Raw genomic sequence first — 21,723 nt, forward strand, 5'->3', positions numbered from 1 at the left:
TCACGCCACCCGAGTGAAAGCGGACAGGAGCGGCCATGCCCGCGACCCGTAAGCGGTCTGTGGAACGGATAGAAAGAGCAAAACCACCCGTAACGTCCCCAGGTGAGCCAATGATCGGTCGCATTCCCGTACTGGACGTCCACCCGCTCGTCGACTGCGGACGCCGTCCGGCCAAGGCCGTGGTCGGAGAGACCTTCCAGGTCTCGGCCACCGTCTTCCGCGAAGGGCACGACGCGGTCGGCGCGAACGTGGTGCTGCGCGACCCCAACGGACGGTCCGGCCCCTGGATTCCGATGCGCGAACTGGCCCCCGGCACCGACCGCTGGGGCGCCGAGGTGACCCCGGACGTGGAGGGTCGCTGGACCTACAGCATCGAGGCGTGGGGCGATCCGATCTCCACCTGGCGGCACAACGCCGGCATCAAGGTCCCGGCCGGGATCGACGCCGAGCTGACCCTCGTCGAGGGGGCGGCGCTGCACGAGCGGGCCGCCGCCGGGGTGCCCAAGAACGAGGGCCGCGCGGCGGTCCTGGACGCGGTGGACGCCCTGCGCGACGTCTCCCGCCCGGTCGCCGCGCGGCTGGCGGCGGCCCTGGCCCCGGAGGTGACGTCCGTGCTGGACCGTCACCCGCTGCGCGAGCCGATCACGGTCACGCGCCCGCTGCCGCTGCTGGTGGAGCGGCAGCGGGCGCTGTTCGGTTCGTGGTACGAGTTCTTCCCGCGCTCGGAGGGCGCGGTCGTCGCGGAGGGCGAGCCGCCCGTCTCGGGCACCCTGCGCACGGCCGCCGAACGGCTGCCGGCGGTGGCCGCGATGGGCTTCGACGTGGTCTACCTGCCGCCGATCCACCCCATCGGCGAATCGTTCCGCAAGGGCCCCAACAACTCCCTCACCGCGGGCCCGCACGACGTGGGCAGCCCGTGGGCCATCGGCTCCACCGCCGGCGGCCACGACGCGATCCACCCGGACCTGGGCACCTTCGAGGACTTCGACCACTTCGTGGCCCGCGCCCGCGAGCTGCGGATGGAGGTCGCCCTCGACTTCGCCCTCCAGTGCTCCCCGGACCACCCGTGGGTCAAGGAGCACCCCGAGTGGTTCCACCACCGTCCCGACGGCTCGATCGCCTACGCCGAGAATCCGCCGAAGAAGTACCAGGACATCTACCCCATCGCCTTCGACGCGGACTTCTCCGGCATCGTCGAGGAGACGCTGCGCGTCCTGCGGCTGTGGATGGACCACGGGGTGCGGATCTTCCGCGTGGACAATCCGCACACCAAGCCGGTCGTCTTCTGGGAGAAGGTGATCGGCGAGATCAACAGGACCGACCCCGACGTCGTCTTCCTGGCCGAGGCGTTCACCCGTCCCGCGATGATGCACACCCTGGCGAAGATCGGGTTCCAGCAGTCGTACACCTACTTCACCTGGCGCAACGGCAAGGACGAACTGACCGAGTACCTGACCGAGCTCTCCGGGGACGCCGCCTCGTACATGCGGCCGAACTTCTTCGTCAACACTCCCGACATCCTGCACGAGTACCTCCAGCACGGCGGACGCCACGCCTTCGAGATCAGGGCGGTGCTCGCGGCCACCCTCTCCCCCTCCTGGGGCGTCTACGCGGGCTACGAACTGTGCGAGTCGACGCCGGTGAGGCCGGGCAGCGAGGAGTACCTTGACTCGGAGAAGTACCAATTGCGCCCACGCGACTGGGCGGCCGCCGAACGATCGGGCGCCACCATCACGCCCCTGATCACCGAGCTGAACCGGCTGCGCCGCCGCCACCCGGCACTGCAGCACCTGCGCAATCTGCGCTTCCACCACTCCGACAACCCGGCGATCATCGTCTACTCCAAGCGCAGCACGCGCCCGTACGCCGACACGGTTCTCACGGTGGTCAACCTCGACCCCCACCACACCCACGAGGCCACGGTCTCGTTGAACCTGACGGAACTCGGTCTCACGCCCGCGCAGGAGAGTGGCGCCGAGCTTTTCCCGGTGCGCGACGAGCTCACCGGCGAGACCTATCACTGGGGCAGGGACAACTATGTGCGCCTGGAGCCGGGCCGTGCCGCGGCGCCCGCGCACATCCTCACCCTGCGACCGTCCTCACAGACCGGAGGGTCACCCAACCATGACCGTCAATGAACCCGTCATCGACACGTTCGAGGACACGCCCGCCAAGGACCGCGATCCCGAGTGGTTCAAAAGGGCCGTCTTCTATGAAGTGCTGGTCCGGTCCTTCCAGGACAGCAACGGCGACGGCATCGGCGATCTGAAGGGCCTCACCGCCAGGCTCGACTACCTCCAGTGGCTGGGTGTGGACTGCCTCTGGCTGCCGCCGTTCTTCAAGTCCCCCCTGCGGGACGGCGGTTACGACGTCGCGGACTACACCTCGGTCCTCCCGGAGTTCGGCGACCTCGCCGACTTCGTGGAGTTCGTGGACGCCGCCCACCAGCGCGGCATGCGGGTCATCATCGACATGGTCATGAACCACACCAGCGACCAGCACCCCTGGTTCCAGGAGTCCCGCCGCGACCCCGACGGCCCGTACGGCGACTACTACGTGTGGGCCGACGACGACAAGAAGTACGCCGACGCCCGCATCATCTTCGTGGACACCGAGGTGTCCAACTGGACGTTCGACCCGGTGCGCAAGCAGTACTACTGGCACCGGTTCTTCTCCCACCAGCCGGACCTGAACTACGAGAATCCCCAGGTGCAGGAGGAGATGATCTCGGCCCTGCGGTTCTGGCTGGACCTGGGCATCGACGGCTTCCGGCTGGACGCGGTCCCCTACCTGTACGCCGAGGAGGGCACCAACTGCGAGAACCTGCCCGCCACCCACGAGTTCCTCAAGCGGGTCCGCGCCGAGATCGACGCCCACTACCCCGACACGGTGCTGCTGGCCGAGGCCAACCAGTGGCCGGAGGACGTGGTCGACTACTTCGGCGACTACTCCAAGGGCGGCGACGAGTGCCACATGGCGTTCCACTTCCCCGTCATGCCGCGGATCTTCATGGCGGTGCGCCGCGAGTCGCGCTACCCGGTCTCCGAGGTCCTGGCCAAGACCCCGGCCATCCCCTCGGGCTGCCAGTGGGGCATCTTCCTGCGCAACCACGACGAGCTGACGCTGGAGATGGTCACCGACGAAGAGCGCGACTACATGTACGCGGAGTACGCCAAGGACCCGCGGATGCGCGCCAACATCGGCATCCGGCGCCGGCTCGCCCCGCTGCTGGACAACGACCGCAACCAGATCGAGCTGTTCACCGCCCTGCTGCTCTCCCTGCCCGGCTCGCCGATCCTGTACTACGGCGACGAGATCGGCATGGGCGACAACATCTGGCTGGGCGACCGGGACGCGGTGCGCACGCCCATGCAGTGGACGCCCGACCGCAACGCCGGCTTCTCCTCCTGCGATCCGGGCCGGCTGTTCCTGCCCACGATCATGGACCCGGTCTACGGCTACCAGGTCACCAACGTCGAGGCGGCGATGAGCAGCCCGTCGTCGCTGCTGCACTGGACCCGGCGGATGATCGAGATCCGCAAGCAGAACCCGGCCTTCGGGTTGGGCTCGTACACCGAGTTGCCCTCGTCCAACCCGGCGGTGCTCGCCTTCCTGCGCGAGTACGGGGACGACCTCGTACTGTGCGTGAACAACTTCTCACGCTTCCCCCAGCCCACCGAGCTGGACCTGAACGCCTTCAACGGGCGCCACCCGGTGGAGCTGATCGGCGGCGTGCGCTTCCCGCCCATCGGAGAGCTGCCGTACCTGCTGACGCTGGCGGGGCACGGCTTCTACTGGTTCCGACTGCGGAAGCAGGGCTGAGAAGAAGGGCGGTGGCCCGGGAAACGACCGGAACACAGGTTAGTCCCGGGCCGCCGTGGGCACCATTTCCATCACCACCAACGGGGACGGTCAGTCGAGTTCACTAGCCCGGTTGGTGGGTACTCCCCGACACGTCCCGCACCGCCGGACAGCCACAGCCGCAATCCGGGACACTCTGCCGTACCTTTCGTGTGCCCGGGGAAAGGACGCCATGTCGGACAGCTCCTCGCCCCGCGCCGCCGTCGCCACGCGCGAGTCCGGGGGCGCGGCGCTGCTGCGTTCGCTCACGCCACTGCTCACCGAATGGCTCCCGCGGCAACGCTGGTTCGCCGGGAAGGGGCGGCCCGTCAGCGGGTTCACCCTGGTCGCCGTCACCGAGCTGCTGCCGTGCACGAGCGGCGCCGCGCCGGGTCTGCTCCACCTCCTCGTCCGCGCCCAGCAGCCGGGCGGCCCGGAGCAGACCCATCCCGTGCCCGCCGACTGCTACCAGCTGCTGCTCGGTGTGCGCCCCGCCCTGCCGCCCCCGCTCGCGGGCTCCCTGATCGGCCACCCCGTCGACGGGCCGCTGCGCGGCCGCACCGTCTACGAGGCGCTGCACGATCCGCGGCTGGCCGCCGTGCTGCTGGAGCGGCTGCGCTCCCCCGGCCGGCTCGGCCCGCTGCGCTTCCAGCGCGAGCGCGGCACCGTCATCCCCACCGGGCTGCCGCCCAGGCCGCTGAGCGTGGAGCAGTCGAACTCCTCGGTGGTCTACGGCGACCGGTACATCCTCAAGCTCTTCCGCCGCGTCAGCCCCGGCGTCAACCCCGACCTGGAGCTGCCGCTCGCCCTGGCGCGGGCCGGCTCGGACCGGGTGCCGGCGCCCGCCGCGTGGTTCGAGGCGCGCCCCGGCGGCGAGGTCGGCGAGCCGATGACGCTGGGCGTGCTCCAGCCCTTCCTGCCCGGCACCAGCGACGGCTGGCAGCTCGCGCTGCGCTCGCTGGCGGCCCACGGCGACTTCACCGGCGCCGCGTGGGCGCTGGGCCAGGCGATCGCCGAGGTGCACACCACGCTCGCGGAGGCGCTGCCGGTCACCGCGCTGCGCCGCCGCCAACTGGAGTTCATCGCCTCCGGCATGAACGAGCGCCTGGAGGCCGCGGCCGCCTCCGTGCCCGCCCTGCGCCCCTACCGGGGCCGGCTGCACGCCGTCTTCAACGCCGTCGCCGACCTCGGCCACAGCGGACGGGCCTGGTCCGCCCAGCGGATCCACGGCGACCTCCACCTGGGCCAGGCGCTGTGCGCGGGGAGGACCGACCGGTGGTCGATCATCGACTTCGAGGGCGAGCCCGCCCGCCCGATCGCCGAGCGGCGCCGTCCGCAGCCGGTGGTGCGGGACATCGCGGGCATACTGCGCTCGTTCGACTACGCGGCGTGCCAGCACGCCCGGGTCTCCTCCGGCGACGCCCGGTGGGCGCGCGAGTGGGCCGAGAAGAATCGTGACGCCTACTGCTCCGGCTACGCCGACGCCTCCGGCTCCGACCCGCGCGACGAGGACGTGCTGCTGCGGGCCTACGAGACGGACAAGGCCGTCTACGAAGTCCTGTACGAGGCCAGGCACCGCCCCGCCTGGCTCGCCATCCCGATGTCCGCCATCCATCGGCTCGCGGACGTCTGAACGACTCAGCGCACCAGGAGGCCCCTCCCGTGACCCCCCGTCCTGACAGCCGACCGCTCTCCGACGCCTCCCCGCGGCCCGCCCGGGCCGGCGACCGGGACGAGGGCGCCGCCTCCGCCGCGCCTTCCCGACCGGTGGCCCCCGGGGGCGCGGCGGAGGCGGCGCAGCCCGCCGGGGCCGCGAAGGACACGGCGGAGAAGACCCCGGGGACGAGCCCGTCGGAGAGCGCCGGGCGGATTCCCGCCGCCTCCTCCGAACCGGTCGCCGTGAGGCAGACCGAACCGCTCAAGGACCACGCCGCCAACTGGCCCGACGCCCGTCCCCCCGCCCCGCGCGGGAGCGGGGACGCGCCCCCCGTCCACACGGTGCGGGCGGCCGAGCCGCTGGACCCCGGCGAGCGGCAGCGCCTCCTCCACGGCTCCCACCACGATCCGCACGCGGTGCTCGGCGCGCACCGGACGCAGGGCGGGGTGGTGTTCCGCACGCTGCGCCCGTACGCCCGCGCGGTCACCGTCCTCGTCGAGGGGATGCGGGCCGAGCTGCACGACGACGGCGACGGGCTGTTCTCGGGGCTGCTGCCCCTGGCGGCGGAGCCCGCCCTCCCCCCGTACCGGCTGCTGGTGCGCTACGGCGAGGAGCCGGGCGTCGACGAGATCGAGACCGAGGACCCCTACCGCTTCCTGCCCGCCCTGGGCGAGCTGGACCTGCACCTGATCGGCGAGGGCCGCCACGAGGAGCTGTGGCGGGCACTCGGCGCCCGGCCCATGGTCCACGCCGGGGTGGCCGGCACCCGCTTCACCGTCTGGGCGCCCAACGCGCTGGGGGTGCGGGTCGCCGGGGACTTCGACTACTGGGACGGGACGGCCTTCCCCATGCGCTCGCTGGGCGGCAGCGGCGTGTGGGAGCTGTTCCTGCCCGGTGTCGGCCCGGGCGCGCTGTACAAGTTCGACATCACCCGCCCCGACGGCTCCCACACCCTGCGCGCCGACCCGATGGCCCGCCGCACCGAGGTGCCGCCCGCCACCGCCTCGATCGTGGAGGAGTCGGAGTACGTCTGGCGGGACGACGCGTGGATGGCGCGCCGCGCCGAGCGCGCCCCGCACCGGGAGCCGCTGTCGATCTACGAGGTGCACCTGCCGTCCTGGCGTCCCGGCCTGACCTACCGCGAGCTGGCCGAGCAGCTTCCGGCGTACGTCAAGGACCTGGGCTTCACGCACGTGGAGCTGATGCCGATCGCCGAGCACCCCTTCGGCGGCTCCTGGGGCTACCAGGTCACCGGCTTCTACGCGCCCACCGCGCGCATGGGCACGCCCGACGACTTCCGCCACCTGGTCGACCGCCTCCACCAGGAGGGCATCGGCGTGCTGATGGACTGGGTGCCGGCGCACTTCCCCAAGGACGAGTGGGCGCTGGCCCGCTTCGACGGCACCGCGCTGTACGAGCACTCCGACCCGGCCCGCGCCGAGCACCCGGACTGGGGGACGCTGGAGTTCAACTTCGGCCGCACCGAGGTCCGCAACTTCCTGGTCGCCAACGCGGTCTACTGGTGCGAGGAGTTCCACATCGACGGCCTGCGGGTGGACGCCGTCGCCTCGATGCTCTACCTCGACTACTCGCGCGAGCCCGGCCAGTGGACCCCCAACGTCCACGGCGGGCGGGAGAACCTGGAGGCGGTCTCCTTCCTCCAGGAGATGAACGCCACCGTCTACCGCCGCTGCCCGGGGGTGATCACCGCCGCCGAGGAGTCCACCGCCTGGGACGGCGTGACCCGCGCCACCCACCACGTCGGGCCGGGCGGCTTCGGCGGGCTGGGCTTCGGCTTCAAGTGGAACATGGGCTGGATGCACGACTCCCTGGAGTACATGGTCAAGGAGCCGATCCACCGCAGGTACCACCACAACGAGATGACGTTCTCCATGGTGTACGCCTACTCGGAGAACTACATCCTGCCCATCTCCCACGACGAGGTGGTCCACGGCAAGCGGTCGCTGGTGTCGAAGATGCCGGGCGACTGGTGGCAGCAGCGGGCCAACCACCGCGCCTACCTGGGCTTCATGTGGTCCCACCCGGGCAAGCAGCTGCTGTTCATGGGGCAGGAGTTCGCCCAGGGCGCGGAGTGGTCGGAGGCGCACGGCCCGGACTGGTGGCTGCTGGACCCGGCGTACCCGGCCGCGGGCGACCACCAGGGCGTGCGCGATCTGGTCCGCGACCTCAACCGCGTCTACGCCGGCACGCCCGCGCTGTGGGAGCGGGACACCGACCCGGCGGGCTTCTCCTGGATCGAGGGGGGCGCGGCCGACGACAACGTCTTCGCCTTCCTGCGGTACGCCGCCGACGGCACCCCCCTGGTCGCCGTCTCCAACTTCTCGCCCGTCGTCCGCCACGACTACCGGCTCGGCGTCCCGGAGGAGGTCCCGGCCTGGCGCGAGGTCCTCAACACCGACGCGGCGCGGTACGGCGGCGGCGGCGTGGGCAACCCCGAGCCGCTGAAGACCGACTCCGTCCCCGCCCACGGCCGTCCGGCCAGCATCGCCCCGACGCTGCCGCCGCTGGCGACGATCTGGCTGGTCCCGGCCTGAGCCCGGGGCCCGGAAACGGCCGCACGGCCCTGTCCGGGGGAGACAGGGCCGTGCGACGAGCCCGGGGCGGAGGCGGGGGAGTCAGACGCCCGCGGGCTTCTTGGCGCCGGAACCGTCGGGGGCGGGTTCCGGCGTGGCCTCCTCGGGGGCGCCGTGGCCGTCGTCGACGAGGGTCCGCTCGTCGAACGGGATGCGGCCGGCCAGCACCTCGTTCACCCGGTCCTTGTCGATCTCCTTGGTCCAGGTGCCGATCAGCACGGTGGCGATCGCGTTGCCCGCGAAGTTCGTCAGGGCGCGGGCCTCGCTCATGAAGCGGTCGATGCCGACGATCAGACCGACGCCGTCCACCAGCTCCGGGCGGTGGGACTGCAGGCCGCCGGCGAGGGTGGCCAGGCCGGCGCCGGTGACGCCCGCCGCGCCCTTCGAGGCGATGATCATGAAGACCAGGAGCGAGACCTGCTCGCCCAGCGAGAGCGGGTCGCCCATCGCCTCGGCCACGAAGAGGGAGGCCATCGTCAGGTAGATCGCGGTGCCGTCGAGGTTGAAGGAGTACCCGGTGGGGACCGTGATGCCCACGACCGGCTTGCTGACGCCCAGGTGCTCCATCTTGGCGATCAGGCGCGGCAGCGCCGACTCGGAGGAGGAGGTGGACAGGATCAGCAGGAACTCGCGGCCCAGGTACTTCAGCAGGGCGAGGATGTTCAGGCCCGTGACGATCTTCAGCAGCGCGCCCAGCACCACGAAGACGAACAGCGCACAGGTGACGTAGAAGCCGACCATGATGACGGCCAGGGAGGTCAGCGCGTCGACACCGGTCTCGCCGACCACCGCCGCGATGGCGCCGAAGGCACCGACCGGCGCCACCCACATGATCATGGCGAGCACGCGGAAGACCAGCTTCTGGATGTGGCCGATGCCGCGCAGGATCGGCTCGCCGGCCGACCCCATGGCCTGGAGCGCGAAGCCCACCAGCAGGGCCACCAGCAGGGTCTGGAGCACCTCGCCCTCGGTGAAGGCGGAGACCAGGGTGGTCGGGATGATGCCCAGCAGGAAGTCGACCGTGCTCTCGCTCGCGCCCTCGGCCTGCGCCGCGCCGACGCTCTTGACCTCCTCGGTCAGCTCCAGGCCGGAGCCGGGGTGGAGCACGTTGCCGACGACCAGGCCGATGGCCAGGGCGACCGTCGACATCAGCAGGAAGTAGCCGAGCGCGAGCCCGCCCACCGCGCCGACCTTGGCGGCCTTGCGAACGGAACCGATGCCCAGCACGATCGTGCAGAAGATCACCGGCGAGATCATCATCTTGATGAGGTTCACGAACCCCGTGCCGAGCGGCTTCAGCTCGACGGCGACGCCGGGGGCGACGAAGCCGAGCGCGATGCCCGCCACCACGGCGACGATCACGGCGATGTACAGGTAGTGGGTGCGGTCTCGTCTCTTGGACTGCGCTGTCTGGGTGGACACGTCGGGCTCCTCGGGGGAATTGCGGCTCCGACTCGCGTGGAGTCCCGCTGACTATGCATCCCGATGTGAGTCCGATCACCGTTGCGTGCATTACGTGCACGGAAAACCGCCGAAACGCGGTGGAGTTGGGGAATCCCCGGAGATGGCCGGAACACCCGGGCGGGGCACGGGCGGGAGGTCGGCGGCAGACTGGGGGCCATGCGTCTCCCCCGTCCCCGCAGTCTGGCAGGCCAGCTCTTCGCGATGCAGGTCGTGCTGGTGGCGGCCGTGGTGGCCGGATGCGCGCTGTTCACGTACCTGAACGACCGCGAGCAGGCCGAGACCTCGGCCCGGAAGCAGGTCACCGCGACGGCCCGGACGATCGCCGACTCGCCCTCGGTGCGCGAGGCGATCGCCTCCTCCGACCCCAGCGCGCGGCTCCAGCCGTACGCCGAGCGGGTCCGCCGCGACACCGGCGTGACCTTCGTGACGATCATGGACCCGGACGGCATCCGCTGGACGCACCCGGCTCCCGACCGGATCGGCCGCCGCTTCGTGGGCCACATCGGTCCGGCCCTGCGGGGCGAGACCTTCCACGAGACCTACACCGGCACGCTCGGTCCGTCCGTGCGCGTGGTCACCCCGATCCGCGACGGCGGGCGGATCGTGGGCCTGGTGAGCGCCGGGATCGCCGTGGAGAAGATCAGCGCCGAGGTGCGGGGGCAGATGGCCGTCCTGCTCTCGGTGGCCGGCGGCGCGCTGGTCCTCGGCGGCCTGGGCACCTACGTGATCAACGCCCGGCTGCGCCGTCACACCCACGGCATGAACGCCGCCGAGCTGAGCCGGATGCACGACTACCACCAGGCCGTGCTCCACGCGGTGCGCGAGGGGCTGGTGATGCTGGACGGGCAGCGGCGCATCGCGCTGATCAACGACGGCGCCCGCGAGCTGCTCGGCCTGACCGGCTCGGACGTGGTGGGACGCAACGTCGCCGAGCTGGGCCTGCCCGCGCCGCTGACCGGCGTGCTGCTGGCCTCCGAGCCCCGTGTGGACGAGGTGCACCTCACCGACGACCGCGTGGTCGTGGTGAACACCTCGCCGGTGTCGGGCGGCGAGCGGTGCGGCACGGTGGTCACCCTGCGCGACCACACCGAGCTCCAGGCGCTCACCGGCGAGCTGGACTCGGTGCGCGGCTTCGCCGAGGCGCTGCGCTCCCAGGCGCACGAGGCCGCCAACCGGCTGCACACCGTGGTGTCCCTGATCGAGCTGGGCCGGGAGCGGGAGGCGGCGGAGTTCGCCACGGCCGAGCTGGAGCTGGCCCAGGCGCTGACCGACCAGGTGGTCGCGGCGGTCGCCGAGCCGGTGCTGTCGGCGCTGCTGCTGGGCAAGGCGGCGCAGGCCAACGAGCGCGGCGTGGAGCTGGTGCTCACCGACGACAGCAGCGTCGACGACGGCCTGCTGCCCCCCGACCTTCCGGCCCGGGATCTGGTGACGGTCCTGGGCAACCTGATCGACAACGCCCTGGACGCCGTCACCGACGGCACCCACGACGACACCCACGACGGCACCCACGGGGAGGGCGGCCGGAGCCCCCGGGTGACGGTGACCGTCCGGGCCGACCGGCACGAGCTGCTGCTGCGCGTCGCCGACAGCGGACCGGGCATCGAGCCCCACGCGGCCGAGGAGGTGTTCCGGCGCGGCTGGTCCACCAAGGCCGCCGGTCCCTCGGGCCGGGGCCTGGGCCTGGCCCTGGTGCGGCAGACCGTACGCCGGCACGGCGGCACCGTGGCGCTGGACCGGGCGGCGACCGGCGGCGCGGAGTTCACCGTACGGCTGCCGCTGCGCGCCGCGGAGGTGACGGCGTGACCGGGACGGGCGCGGGCGGGGAGCCCATACGGGTGCTGGTGGTCGAGGACGACCCCGTGGCGGCGGACGCCCACGCCCTGTACGTCTCGCGGGTGCCCGGGTTCGAGGTCGCCGGCGTGGCCCACTCCCGGGCCGAGGCCGGACGGGCCCTGGACAAGCTGGCCGTCGACCTGATCCTGCTCGACTTCTACCTCCCCGACGGCCACGGCCTGGCCCTGGTCCGGGCGCTGCGCGCGGCGGGCCACACCACCGACGTCTTCGCGGTGACCTCGGCCCGCGACCTGGCCGTCGTACGGGAGGGGATCTCGCTCGGGGTCGTCCAGCACGTGCTGAAGCCCTTCACCTTCCCGACGCTGCGCGACCGGCTCCAGCGGTACGCCCAGTTCCGGATGACCACCGCCTGCGAGGGCGCGGAGGCCGGCAGCCAGGCGGAGGTGGACCGGGCCCTGGCCGCGCTCCGTCCGCCGGGCCGGATCACGCTGCCCAAGGGGCTGAGCGCGCCGACGCTGGAGTCGGTCACGACGGCGCTGCGGGCGGCCGACGGCGAGGGGCTGACGGCGAGCGCGGCGGCCGAGCGGGTCGGCGTCAACCGGATCACCGCCCGCCGTTACCTGGAGTACCTGGTCGGCACGGGACAGGCCGAGCGCACCCCGCACTACGGGCAGGTGGGCCGGCCGGAGCTGTACTACCGCTGGCGGGGCTGACACCCGGTCGCTTTCCGGAGCCGCGCGGCGACGCACCGTCAGAGTCCGTCGTCACGCGCCCTATTGACCGGACATACGGACGGCCGTACGTTCGGCGGGCGGTCTTCGCCGTTCCGGCCGGACTCACAGGAGGTCGCCCGTGCGCCCCACCGCTCCGCTGGTCCTCGCCCTCACCGTCGTCCTCGCCGCCGGCGCCCTCGGCGCGTGCGGCGGGGAGCCCGGCGATCCGGACACCGTGAAGGTCTCCTACAAGCAGGCCACCGACCACAAGGTGCGCATCATGGACGACCACCTGGCCCGGGTGAAGAGGGAGTTCGAGCGCAGACACCCCGGCAAGAAGGTCGAACTGATCCCGATCAACGCCCCGGACGCCGACTACTACACCAAGGTCCAGCAGATGCTGCGCTCCCCCCGGACCGCCCCGGACCTGGTGTACGAGGACACCTTCCTGATCAACGCCGACATCACCGCCGGTCTGCTGCGCCCGCTGGACCCCTACCTGGCGAAGTGGAAGGACTGGGACCTCTACAGCGACACCGCCAAGAGCGCCGCCCGGGCCCGGGACGGGAAGACCTACGGCGTGCCGGACGGCACGGACACCCGCGGCCTGTGGTTCAACAAGGAACTGATCGTCAAGGCCGGACTGCCGCCGACCTGGCAGCCGAAGGACTGGGACGACATCCTCGACGCCGCCCGGAAGATCAAGAAGGAACTCCCCGGCGTCGTCCCGCTGAACGTCTACACCGGCAAGGGCGTGGGCGAGGCCGCCACCATGCAGGGCTTCGAGATGCTGCTCTACGGCACCGGCGAGGACCCCCTGTACGACCCGGACGAGGGCAAGTGGGTCGTCGGGAGCGAGGGCTTCCGGGACGCGCTGGAGTTCGTCCGCACCGTCTACGCCGAGGGACTCGGCCCGGACGTCTCCGACGCCCTCGACCCCAACGTCCCCACCAAGGTGGCCACGGAGTGGCTGCCCGAGGGGAAGCTGGCCATCGCCCTGGACGGCTCCTGGCTCGGCAACAACTGGATCGAGTCGGGAGGCAGCCCCTGGCCCGAGTGGGACACCGTCCTCGGGCAGGCCGCGATGCCGACCCAGCACGGGCAGGCGCCGGGGAAGGTGAGCATGTCGGGCGGCTGGACCTGGGCCATCCCGGCCCGGGCGGCCAACCCCGACCTGGCCTGGGAGTTCGTCGAGGTGCTGGGGACGCGGGAGAACTCGGTCCGGTTCAACGTCGCCAACGCCGGCATCGCCGTCCGCGAGGACGTGGCGGAGGACCCCGGATATCTGGAGTCGATGCCCGGCATCGACTTCTTCACCGGCCTGGTCGACCACACCCACTACCGTCCGGCGCTGCCGGTCTACCCGCAGGTCTCCACGGCGATCCAGGAGGCCATGGAGGCGGTGACCACCGGCGACGCCTCCCCGGAGGAGGCCGCGCGGCGGTACGACGAGCAGGTGGAGGCGATCACCGACGGCGCGGTCGTCTCCCGGGCGGGGTGAGGGCGCGCATGGCGGCGGGAACCGCCGTACCGCACAAGGCCCCCTCTCCTCCCTCTCCGCCCCGGCGCGGCGGCCCGCGCGGCGCGAGGCGGGCGGCGCGCTGGCTGCCGCTCGGCCCGGCCACGGCGCTGCTGGTCCTGTTCCTGGCCGGCCCGATCGCCTACTGCGTGGCCATCGCCTTCACCGACCTCCAGCTCACCGGTCAGGAGTCGGCGTCCTTCACCGGCCTGGAGAACTTCCGCAGGGCGCTGTCCGACGACGGCTTCCACAACGCCGTCCGGCTCACCCTGGTCTTCACGGTGCTCTCCTCGATCGTCGGCCAGAACACCCTCGGTCTGCTCCTGGCCGCCCTGATGCGACGCGCCTCGCGCACGGTGCGGACGGTCACCGGGGCCGTGGTGATCTGCGCCTGGGTGCTGCCGGAGGTCGTCGCCGGCTTCCTGCTCTACGCCTTCTTCCGGCGCGAGGGCACGCTCAACGCGATCCTGGACTGGCTCCACCTGCCCGCCCAGAACTGGCTGTTCACCCTGCCGATCCTGGCGGTGTCGCTGGCCAACGTCTGGCGCGGCACCGCCTTCTCGATGATGGTCTACTCCGCCGCGCTCGCCGAGATCCCCGAGGAGATCACCGAGGCGGCGGCGGTGGACGGCGCCGGGGCCCGGCAGCGGCTGTGGTACGTCACGCTGCCGATGCTCCGCCGCGCCATCGGCACCAACCTGATGCTCAACACCCTCCAGACGCTGTCGGTCTTCGGGCTGATCTGGGCCATGACCCGCGGCGGCCCCGGCGACCGCAGCCAAACCCTGCCGCTGTTCATGTACGAGCAGGCGTTCAAGAACAGCCTGATCGGCTACGGCACGGCGGTGGCCCTGCTGCTGCTCGTCGTCGGCGCGCTGTTCTCGCTCCTCTACCTGCGTCTGATGCGCGAGGAGGTGCGGGGATGAGCGGGAGGACGAGCGCTGCGACGAGTGGGAGGACGAGCCCGGTGACGAGGAGGCCGCGGGGCACGCGGGCCGCGGCGCGCCGCCGGTGGGCCGCCGACCTCGCGCTCCTGGTCCTCGCCGCGGGCTTCGCGCTGCCGCTGGCGTGGCTGCTGCTGTCCTCGGTGGACGCCGAGGCGGGGCTGCGGGTGCGGCTGCCGGAGGAGGCCACGACGGAGAACTTCGAGGCGGTGCTGACCGAGGAGATCACCTTCGTCCCGCTCCTCAACAGCCTGGTGCTGTGCGGCGGCGCCACGGCCGTCACGGTCTGCTGCGCCGCCCTGGCCGCCTATCCGCTCTCGCGGTTCCGCTCGCGGCTGGTCCGCCCGTACCTGCTGACGATCCTGTTCGCCACCAGCCTGCCGGTGACGGCGGTGATGGTCCCGGTCTACGGGATGTTCGTCCAGGTCGAGCTGATCGACACGGTGCACGGCACGGCCCTGTTCCTGGCCGCCGCCCAACTGCCCATGTCCGTCTGGCTCATGAAGAACTTCATGGACGGCGTCCCGGTGTCGCTGGAGGAGGCCGCCTGGACCGACGGCGCCTCCTCGACGCAGGCGCTGACCCGGATCGTGCTGCCGCTGATGGGGCCGGGGGTCGCGGTGGTGACGGTCTTCTCGTTCGTCGCCATGTGGGGGAACTTCTTCGTCCCCTTCATGCTGCTGCTCAGCCCCGAGAAGATGCCCGCCTCGGTGAGCGTCTTCACCTTCTTCGGCAACACCGGCTCGGTCGTCTACGGCCAACTCGCCGCGTTCTCCCTGCTCTACTCCGCGCCGGCGATCCTCCTCCACCTGCTGATCGCGCGCCGGCTGGGCGGCGGCTTCGCGCTCGGCGGCGCCGTCAAGGGGTGAACGGGAGCCGAGCGGGATGCGAGCGCGGGGCGAACGCGCCGTGCGGCGGCGCCCTTCGGTCGGGCGCCGCCGCACGGGAGGTGGAGCAGGGGATCGGAAGCGGATCGGAGGCAGGGGGTCAGAAGACCGCCTCGGTCTCGTCCATCCGGTCCTGCGGCACCGTCTTCAGCTCCGCCACCGCGTCCGCCAGCGGCGCCATCACGATCCGGGTGCCGCGCAGGGCCGTCATCATGCCGAAGTCGCCGCGGTGGACGGCCTCCACGGCGTGCCAGCCGAAGCGGGTGGCCAGCACCCGGTCGTACGCGGTGGGGGTGCCGCCGCGCTGGACGTGGCCGAGGATGACCGGCCGGGCCTCCTTGCCCAGACGGTGCTCCAGCTCGCTGGCGAGCCGGTTGCCGATGCCCTTGAAGCGCTCGTGCCCGTACTGGTCGATCTCGCCCTTCTCGTACGGCATCGAGCCCTCGGCCGGACGGGCACCCTCCGCGACGCAGATGACCGCGAACTTCTTGCCGCGCGCGAAGCGCTCCTCGATCATCTTGCACAGGTCGTCCACCTGGAAGGGCCGCTCGGGGACGCAGATCCCGTGCGCGCCGCCGGCCATGCCGGCCTCCAGCGCGATCCAGCCGGCGTGCCGCCCCATGACCTCGACGACCATCACGCGCTGGTGGGACTCGGCGGTGGTCTTCAGCCGGTCGATGGCCTCGGTGGCCACGGTGACGGCCGTGTCGAAGCCGAAGGTGCGGTCGGTGGCGGAGATGTCGTTGTCGATCGTCTTGGGCACGCCGACCACCGGCAGCCCGGCGTCGGCGAGCATCCGGGCGGCGGTCAGCGTGCCCTCGCCGCCGATCGGGATGAGCGCGTCGAGACCGAGCCGCTCCAGCAGCTCCTCGGAGTTCTCGCACGCCTCGCGGAGCCGGCCCCGCTCCAGCCGTGCCGATCCCAGGATGGTGCCGCCGCGGGCCAGGATGCCGGAGACGGAGTTGATGTCGAGCTCGCGGTAACGGCCGTCGAGCAGGCCCTTGAACCCGTCCTCGAAGCCGATGACTTCGTCGTTCCGGTCGACCACGGCGCGGTGTACGACCGAACGGATAACGGCGTTCAGACCGGGGCAGTCGCCGCCTGCGGTGAGGACTCCGATGCGCATGGGGATCGCTTCTCCTGCTCGCTGCTGGTATCGAATGCGCCGCTGCGATTGTTTCACGCCCTGAACGCATTCCGCTCCGCCCGTCTCAGGAATCGTTCGACACGCGACGCGGCCGGGCCCGACGGTAAGGTCAAGGGTAGGCCAACGGAACAAGCGCACCGATAGGCGTCCGCAGGTCGCTTTTCCGACACTTTTCCCGGCCCTGGTCGTGGGTACCCGAGGCAGGGCACGGACCCGGCGCGAGGAGTAGGGAGAGCGCACGTGGCGCGCAGCGTGTACGTGACCGGCATCGGCCGCGGGGACGGCCGGCAGGTCGTGGAGCTGGGGGTCATGGAACTCCTGTCCCGCCGCAGCGGCCGGGTCGGGGTCTTCCGGCCGCTCGCCCACGACGGCCCCGACCCCATCTACGACCTGCTGCGCAGCCGCTACCGGCTGTCCCAGCCCGCGGGGACGGTGTTCGGGCTCGGCTACGACGAGGCCGCCGCCGTCCTGGCCGACAAGGGCACCGACGAACTGGTCTCCCTCCTGGTGGACCGCTTCCACGCCGTCGCCCGCGACTACGAGGCCGTCCTCGTCCTGGGCACCGACTTCGCCGACACGGGCCTGCCCGCCGAGCTGGCGCTCAACGCCCGGCTGGCCAACGAGTTCGGCGCGGCGGTGCTGCCCGTGGTGGCCGGGAGGGACCACGAGCCCGAGGCGCTGACCGCCGAGGTCCGCAACGCCCACCACGCGTACGCCTCGCTGGGCTGCGACGTCATCGCGATGATCGCCAACCGGGTCGCCGACGACCGTGCCGCCGACGTCGCCCGCGTCCTGGGCGAACAGCTTCCGGTGCCGGTGTACGCCCTGCCCGAGGAGCCCGCGCTGGCCGCGCCGACCGTCTCGCAGATCGTCGAGGCGCTGGGCGCGGAGGTCCTCCAGTCGGATCCGGACGGGCTCGCCCGCGACGTGCGGGGCTTCGTCTTCGGCGGCGCGACGCTGCCGACCTTCCTGCCCGCCCTCACCGAGGGCTGCATGGTGATCACCCCCGGGGACCGCGCCGACCTCGTCGTCGGCTCCCTCGCCGCCCACGCCGCCGGCTCCCCCGCCATCGCCGGGGTCCTCCTCACCACCGACCGGCGGCCCGGCGAGGAGACCATGGCGCTGGCCGCCCGGCTCTCCCCGGGCACCCCGGTGCTGGCGGTGTCCGGCGGCTCGTTCCCGACGGCCGCCGAGCTGATGACCGTGGAGGGCCGGCTCACCACGGCCACCCCCCGCAAGGCCGAGGTCGCGCTGGGCCTCTTCGAGGCCCACGTGGACACCACCCGGCTCGCGGAGCGGCTCTCGGTGGTCCGCAGCGACCGGGTCACCCCGATGATGTTCGAGCACGAGCTGATCGAGCGCTCGCGCTCCGACCGCCGTCACATCGTCCTCCCGGAGGGCACCGAGGAACGGGTGCTGCGGGCGGCGGAGGTGCTGCTGCGCCGGGGCGTGTGCGACCTGACGCTGCTGGGCGAGGAGGCCGCGATCCGCAAGCGCGCGGCCGAGCTGGGCCTCGACCTCGGCCTGCTCGAGTCCGACGAACTCCCCGAGGGGCCGGGCGCCTCCGCCCGGGTCGTGAACCCGGAGACCTCGCCGCTGCGCGAGCGCTTCGCCGAGCTGTACGCGAAGCTGCGCGCCCACAAGGGCGTCACCTACGAGTTGGCGTACGACCTGGTGACCGACGTCTCCTACTTCGGCACCCTGATGGTCCAGGAGGGGCTGGCCGACGGCATGGTCTCGGGCGCGGCGCACTCCACCGCGGCGACCCTGCGGCCCGCCTTCGAGATCATCCGGACCCGGCCGGACGCGGAGATCGTCTCCTCGGTGTTCTTCATGTGCCTGGCCGAGAAGGTGCTGGTCTACGGCGACTGCGCGGTCAACCCCGACCCCGACGCCGAACAGCTCGCCGACATCGCCGTCCAGTCGGCCGCGACCGCCGCCCGGTTCGGGGTCGAGCCGCGGATCGCGATGCTGTCGTACTCCACCGGCACCTCCGGCAGCGGCGCGGACGTGGACAAGGTGCGGCGGGCGACCGAGCTGGTGCGCGAGCGCCGTCCGGACCTGCTGGTGGAGGGGCCGATCCAGTACGACGCCGCGGTGGAGCCGTCGGTCGCGGCGACCAAGCTGCCGGAGTCGAAGGTCGCCGGGCGGGCCACCGTGCTGGTCTTCCCCGACCTCAACACGGGCAACAACACCTACAAGGCCGTCCAGCGCTCGGCCGGGGCCGTGGCGGTCGGCCCGGTCCTCCAGGGCCTGCGCAAGCCGGTCAACGACCTCTCGCGCGGTGCCCTGGTGCCCGACATCGTCACCACCGTGGCCATCACCGCGATCCAGGCCCAGCAGAACCGGCGGACGCCGGACGCGCCGCCGTCCGGGCCGCGGACCCCGGGCGGCCGGACCGAGAAAGCGGTGAACGCGTGAGAGCCACCCGCGTCCTCGTCCTGAACTCGGGCTCCTCGTCGGTGAAGTACCAACTCCTGGACATGGCCGACGGGTCCCGCCCGGCCACCGGTCTGATCGAGCGGATCGGCGAGCGCACCTCCCGCCTGCGGCACACCCCGGCGGGCCGGCCGTCGCGCGAGCGCGAGGAGCCGGTCGCGGACCACGAGACGGCGCTCAAGGCCGTCGCCGAGGAACTGGACCGCGACGGCCTCGGCCTGGACTCCCCGGAGTTGGCGGCGATCGGCCACCGCGTGGTGCACGGCGGCCGGCGGTTCACCGAGCCGACCGTGATCGACGACGCGGTGCTGGCGGAGATCGAGCGCCTGGTGCCCGTCGCGCCGCTGCACAACCCGGCCAACCTCGCCGGCATCCGCACGGCCGTGGCGCTGGCCCCGCACCTGCCGCAGGTCGCCGTCTTCGACACCGCCTTCCACACCACGATGCCGGAGTACGCCGCCCGCTACGCCATCGACACCGCCGTCGCCGACGCCCACCGGGTGCGCCGCTACGGCTTCCACGGCACCTCCCACGCGTACGTCTCGCGCAAGGCCGCCGAACTGCTGGGACGGAAGCCGTCCGAGACGAACGTCATCGTGCTCCACCTGGGCAACGGCGCCTCGGCCTCGGCGGTGGCGCGCGGGCGGTGCGTGGACACCTCCATGGGGCTCACCCCGCTGGAGGGCCTGGTGATGGGCACCCGCTCCGGGGACGTCGACCCCGCGGTGGTCTTCCACCTGACGCGGGTCGCCGGGATGTCGGTCGACGAGATCGACGTCCTGCTGAACAAGCGCAGCGGACTGCTTGGGCTGTGCGGGGACAACGACATGCGCGAGGTCCTGCGCCGGATGGAGCACGGCCCGGACGCCGAGGCGGCCCGGCTCGCCTTCGACGTCTACGTCCACCGGCTGAGGAAGTACATCGGCGCCTACCACGCCGTGCTCGGCCGGGTGGACGTGGTGGCCTTCACCGCCGGGGTCGGGGAGAACGCGGCCCCCGTGCGGGAGGCGGCCGTCACGGGGCTGGAGGGGCTGGGCCTGGCCGTGGACCCGGAGCGGAACGCGGCGCGCGGCGACGGGCCCCGGCTGATCTCCCCGCCCACCGCGCGGGTCGCGGTGGCCGTGATACCCACCGACGAGGAGCTGGAGATCGCCACTCAGACGTACGCGCTGGTCACCGGCAGAACGACCGACGAAACGTGAGCCGGATCACCCCCTGGAACGTTCCGCTGTTGAACAAAAGATAGGATCGCTCCCATGCGCCGTTCCAAAATCGTCTGCACCCTGGGCCCCGCCGTGGACTCCTACGAACAGCTCAAGACGCTGATCGAGGCCGGCATGAACGTGGCCCGTTTCAACATGAGCCACGGAAGCCACGCGGAGCACGAGGAGCGGTACCACCGTCTCCGCAAGGCCTCGCAGGAGACCGGCCGCGCGATCGGCGTCCTGGCCGACCTGCAGGGTCCCAAGATCCGTCTGGAGACCTTCGCCGACGGGCCGGTGGAGCTGGTCCGCGGCGACGAGTTCACCATCACCACCGAGGACGTGCCCGGCGACAAGACCATCTGCGGCACCACGTACAAGGGTCTGCCCGCCGACGTCTCCAAGGGCGAGACGATCCTGATCAACGACGGCAACGTCTCCCTCCAGGTGCTGGACGTGGACGGCCCGCGGGTGCGCTGCATCGTCATCGAGGGCGGCGTGATCTCCGACCACAAGGGCATCAACCTGCCCGGCGTGGCGGTCAACGTCCCGGCGCTGTCGGAGAAGGACGTCGAGGACCTGAAGTTCGCGCTCGGGCTGGGCTGCGACATGGTGGCGCTGTCCTTCGTCCGGGACGCCGCCGACATCCGGGACGTCCACCGGGTGATGGACGAGGTGGGCCGGCGGGTCCCGGTGATCGCCAAGGTGGAGAAGCCGCAGGCCGTGGAGAACATGGAGGAGGTCGTCCTCGCGTTCGACGGCGTGATGGTGGCCCGCGGCGACCTGGCGGTGGAGTATCCGCTGGAGAAGGTGCCGATGGTGCAGAAGCGGCTCGTCGAGCTGTGCCGCCGCAACGCCAAGCCGGTGATCGTCGCGACCCAGATGATGGAGTCGATGATCACCAACTCCCGGCCGACCCGCGCCGAGGCCTCCGACGTCGCCAACGCGATCCTGGACGGCGCGGACGCGGTGATGCTCTCGGCGGAGTCCTCGGTCGGCCAGTACCCGATCGAGACGGTCAAGACGATGTCGAAGATCGTCCAGGCCGCGGAGGAGGAGCTGCTCTCGCGCGGCCTCCAGCCGCTGGTGCCCGGCAAGAAGCCGCGCACCCAGGGCGGTTCGGTGGCCCGCGCGGCGTGCGAGATGGCGGACTTCCTCAACGGCAAGGCGCTGATCGCCTTCACCAAGTCCGGCGACACCGCGCGGCGGCTGTCCCGCTACCGCGCCGCCCAGCCGATCCTGGCCTTCACCACCGAGCCGGCCACCGCCAACCAGCTCACGCTGAGCTGGGGCGTGGAGTCCTTCGTGGTGCCGCACGTGGACCACACCGACGAGATGGTGGACCTGGTCGACGCCGAGCTGCTCAAGCTCCAGCGGTACAACCCCGGCGACACCATGATCATGACCGCCGGTTCGCCCCCCGGCGTCCCCGGCACCACCAACATGGTGCTGGTCCACCACCTGGGCAACGACGAACGGTGACGGCGCTCTGACGGCTCGTACGGCGAGCGGCCCGGAACGCA

Annotated in this window: 14 protein-coding genes; 12 read left to right on the forward strand and 2 right to left on the reverse strand. The window is 71.9% G+C overall.

Annotated elements, in window-relative coordinates; translation table 11 throughout:
* Positions 1 to 110 precede the first annotated feature (110 nt).
* The 4 genes from ABD335_RS28030 (at position 111) to glgB (ending at position 8,052) form a co-directional block, all read left to right on the forward strand.
* A complete protein-coding gene (locus tag ABD335_RS28030) occupies positions 111 to 2,138 on the forward strand; it encodes an alpha-1,4-glucan--maltose-1-phosphate maltosyltransferase (RefSeq protein ID WP_344328499.1) in 2,028 nt (675 codons plus the stop codon).
* Positions 2,125 to 3,822 carry a maltose alpha-D-glucosyltransferase gene (gene treS / locus ABD335_RS28035; protein ID WP_344328500.1) on the forward strand — a complete coding sequence of 566 codons (1,698 nt, stop codon included), beginning with the start codon at positions 2,125 to 2,127 and terminating at the stop codon, positions 3,820 to 3,822. The genes ABD335_RS28030 and treS overlap by 14 nt, the downstream gene beginning before the upstream one ends.
* Before the next feature lie 211 nt (positions 3,823 to 4,033).
* Positions 4,034 to 5,473, forward strand: coding sequence for a maltokinase N-terminal cap-like domain-containing protein (locus ABD335_RS28040; RefSeq protein ID WP_344328503.1), 1,440 nt, complete (start codon positions 4,034 to 4,036; stop codon positions 5,471 to 5,473).
* A 365-nt stretch (positions 5,474 to 5,838) separates the two neighbouring features.
* Complete coding sequence (gene glgB / locus ABD335_RS28045) at positions 5,839 to 8,052, forward strand: 1,4-alpha-glucan branching enzyme (protein ID WP_425583778.1); 2,214 nt, start codon at positions 5,839 to 5,841, stop codon at positions 8,050 to 8,052.
* An 81-nt stretch (positions 8,053 to 8,133) separates the two neighbouring features.
* On the opposite strand, the gene ABD335_RS28050 is transcribed toward glgB, so the two are convergent.
* Complete coding sequence (locus ABD335_RS28050) at positions 8,134 to 9,513, reverse strand: cation:dicarboxylate symporter family transporter (RefSeq protein ID WP_344328505.1); 1,380 nt, start codon at positions 9,511 to 9,513, stop codon at positions 8,134 to 8,136.
* A 198-nt stretch (positions 9,514 to 9,711) separates the two neighbouring features.
* On the opposite strand from ABD335_RS28050, the gene ABD335_RS28055 reads away from it, so the two are divergent.
* From ABD335_RS28055 to ABD335_RS28075, 5 genes are all read left to right on the forward strand, one after another.
* Positions 9,712 to 11,358 carry a sensor histidine kinase gene (locus tag ABD335_RS28055; RefSeq protein WP_344328507.1) on the forward strand — a complete coding sequence of 549 codons (1,647 nt, stop codon included), beginning with the start codon at positions 9,712 to 9,714 and terminating at the stop codon, positions 11,356 to 11,358.
* The gene (locus tag ABD335_RS28060; protein ID WP_344328509.1) at positions 11,355 to 12,062 is read left to right on the forward strand and encodes a response regulator; all 708 of its coding nucleotides are present in this window, start codon (positions 11,355 to 11,357) and stop codon (positions 12,060 to 12,062) included. The genes ABD335_RS28055 and ABD335_RS28060 overlap by 4 nt, the downstream gene beginning before the upstream one ends.
* Before the next feature lie 139 nt (positions 12,063 to 12,201).
* The gene (locus tag ABD335_RS28065) at positions 12,202 to 13,563 is read left to right on the forward strand and encodes an ABC transporter substrate-binding protein (protein ID WP_344328512.1); all 1,362 of its coding nucleotides are present in this window, start codon (positions 12,202 to 12,204) and stop codon (positions 13,561 to 13,563) included.
* An 8-nt stretch (positions 13,564 to 13,571) separates the two neighbouring features.
* Complete coding sequence (locus ABD335_RS28070; protein ID WP_344328513.1) at positions 13,572 to 14,507, forward strand: carbohydrate ABC transporter permease; 936 nt, start codon at positions 13,572 to 13,574, stop codon at positions 14,505 to 14,507.
* Positions 14,504 to 15,394 carry a carbohydrate ABC transporter permease gene (locus tag ABD335_RS28075; protein WP_344328515.1) on the forward strand — a complete coding sequence of 297 codons (891 nt, stop codon included), beginning with the start codon at positions 14,504 to 14,506 and terminating at the stop codon, positions 15,392 to 15,394. The genes ABD335_RS28070 and ABD335_RS28075 overlap by 4 nt, the downstream gene beginning before the upstream one ends.
* A 118-nt stretch (positions 15,395 to 15,512) precedes the next feature.
* Here ABD335_RS28075 and ABD335_RS28080 read toward each other — a convergent pair whose 3' ends face one another.
* Positions 15,513 to 16,538 (reverse strand): ATP-dependent 6-phosphofructokinase, encoded by a 1,026-nt coding sequence (locus ABD335_RS28080; protein ID WP_344328517.1) that lies wholly within the window; start codon positions 16,536 to 16,538, stop codon positions 15,513 to 15,515.
* Between the two features lie 261 nt (positions 16,539 to 16,799).
* Between ABD335_RS28080 and pta the strand changes: the two genes are divergently transcribed.
* From pta to pyk, 3 genes are read left to right on the forward strand one after another with little or no spacing between them, the layout of a single operon-like run.
* Positions 16,800 to 18,980, forward strand: coding sequence for a phosphate acetyltransferase (gene pta / locus ABD335_RS28085; RefSeq protein ID WP_344328518.1), 2,181 nt, complete (start codon positions 16,800 to 16,802; stop codon positions 18,978 to 18,980).
* Entirely contained in the window at positions 18,977 to 20,200 is a 1,224-nt protein-coding gene (locus ABD335_RS28090; RefSeq protein ID WP_344328520.1) for an acetate kinase, read from the forward strand. The genes pta and ABD335_RS28090 overlap by 4 nt, the downstream gene beginning before the upstream one ends.
* Before the next feature lie 54 nt (positions 20,201 to 20,254).
* Positions 20,255 to 21,682 (forward strand): pyruvate kinase, encoded by a 1,428-nt coding sequence (gene pyk / locus ABD335_RS28095; RefSeq protein ID WP_344328522.1) that lies wholly within the window; start codon positions 20,255 to 20,257, stop codon positions 21,680 to 21,682.
* Positions 21,683 to 21,723 lie beyond the last annotated feature (41 nt).

The sequence above is a fragment of the Streptomyces macrosporus genome (assembly GCF_039533145.1).
In the GTDB taxonomy this organism is placed as follows: domain Bacteria; phylum Actinomycetota; class Actinomycetes; order Streptomycetales; family Streptomycetaceae; genus Streptomyces; species Streptomyces macrosporus.